Source organism: Nocardia sp. NPDC004722 (assembly GCF_053601505.1).
On sequence record NZ_JBSGBY010001020.1, the window covers coordinates 1 to 1,669 of the forward strand.

Consider the following 1,669-nt stretch of genomic DNA (forward strand, 5'->3'; position numbering starts at 1 on the left):
CTCGCGCGACATGTGGTGGAGGACAACAGCCTCGAACTCTCCGACGCCCTGCCGACAGTCCCGATCTTCGAATGGCATTCCCCGCAGGACGCGTTGATCCCGGTCGACGCCATCACCAATACGATGCGCCGCTACTGCGCCGCCGGGCTGCCCGTGCAGTCGGAGCTGTTCCCCAGCCCCGACCATCTCACCACCGCGGTCCTGGGCGCACCCGCCGCCGTCGGCTGGATCGACGCACGCTTCCGCGGCGACCCGGCTCCCTCGAACTGCTAGGCCCGGTTGGCTTGTCGGCCAGCCGTTTTACATCGATCTGCTCTACGCAAAGATCTCATGGCGATCTGGGCGGGCTGATCGTTTCGGCGGGCACCGAAGTGTCGGCGGCATAGCGTGAGGGCATGTTGAACTATCCGGTTCCCAGCGTGCCCGACGCGACCGATGGCGTCGCCTGGTTGCGCGCGAATGTTGTGCGGTTCAGCGAGGGTGAGACCCACACCCGTAGGCGGGCACTCGTCGAGGCCGCATTGCGGGGTGTGGATATCGATTCGCTGCGGACCGGTGCGGGCACTCCGACCGCGAAACTGGCGGTGACGCTGGGATTGTCGCCGGAGGTGGAGGCGGATGTCGCCCTGGTCGCGCCGTGCTATCAGCCGCACATGAGCGTGACTGCGGAGGCGGATCTCGCGGTCGCACGCCTGGTGGCCGCGTGTGGCGGAGTCGCCGACGAGGTCACCGCCAACCGCATCGGATTGCTCGTACAAGCGCATGCGGCCACCGCGGCATTGATCGAGGGCCGAAATCCGCCGGTGCCCACCACACGCCGCATCGGGCCGTCCGGTGAGGTGGTGGAAGTCGACCTCACCGGCAGGCCGTTCGGCGAAGGCCGACACGCCTGCCCTGGCCGCCTGCACGCATTGGCATTGGCGGCCGGAACCTCAGCCCTGGCGGGTGGTGGTGCGGCGGTGGCGGGTGAGTTGGAGTTCGAGCAGTAGGCGGTCGGCGGGGTCGTCGAGGTCGATGCCGGTGATGTCCTGGGCGCGACGCAGGCGGTAGCGCAAGGTGTTCGGGTGGATGTTGAGGGCGGTGGCGGCGGCGCGGACGTCGCCGTGGTGGCGCAGGTAGTGGGTGAGGGTGGCTTCGAGTTGGGCGGCGTGGGTGGTGTCGTAGTCGAAGAGGGCGGTCAGGCGGGGGTCGTGGAGTTCGGGGCGGGCGGCGATGAGGTCGAGGATTTCGCCGAGCAGAACGGCGGTGCGGGATTCTGCGAGGGTGGTGACGCGGTCGCGGGGGAAGGTAGCGGCGGTGGAGTCGAGGACGCGGTCGACCTCGAGGCGGGCGCGCGCGACCTGGGCGAGGTCGGGGACGGGAATCGCGATGGCGGCGCGCAGGATCAGGGAGCCGGCGGATTCGAGCTGGTCGACGAGCTGGCGGGTCCAGGCGGTGACGGCGCGGGCGGACTGGTAGCGAGGCAGCAGGATATAGGCGCGGTCGCCGATGCGGGTGGCCAGTGAGTCGCGGCGAAATGCCCCGGCGCGCAGGCGAAGTGCGCTGCCGAGGGTGTCGCGGTCGCGGGCGGTCGGAGCCTCGCCGGTGAAGGCGAATCCGAGGACGGCGGCCGGTCCGGTGACGGGGATGCCGAGCGCGCCCGCCACCGACGGCACGTCCACGCCGTCGC

At 70.2% G+C, this 1,669-nt stretch carries 3 protein-coding genes; 2 read left to right on the forward strand and 1 reads right to left on the reverse strand.

The features are described 5' to 3' along the window. Together ACWELQ_RS45285 and ACWELQ_RS45290 are read left to right on the forward strand one after the other, a co-directional pair. Positions 1 to 273: lipase family protein (locus ACWELQ_RS45285; protein WP_452403124.1), on the forward strand; the 273-nt coding region annotated here is incomplete at its 5' end. 122 nt (positions 274 to 395) lie between these two features. Then, positions 396 to 989, forward strand: coding sequence for a hypothetical protein (locus ACWELQ_RS45290; RefSeq protein ID WP_452403125.1), 594 nt, complete (start codon positions 396 to 398; stop codon positions 987 to 989). Here ACWELQ_RS45290 and ACWELQ_RS45295 read toward each other — a convergent pair. Next, positions 933 to 1,669, reverse strand: a 737-nt coding sequence (locus ACWELQ_RS45295; RefSeq protein WP_452403126.1) for a PucR family transcriptional regulator, incomplete at its 5' end; no start/stop codon positions are given. The two genes, ACWELQ_RS45290 and ACWELQ_RS45295, sit on opposite strands and share 57 nt — an antisense overlap.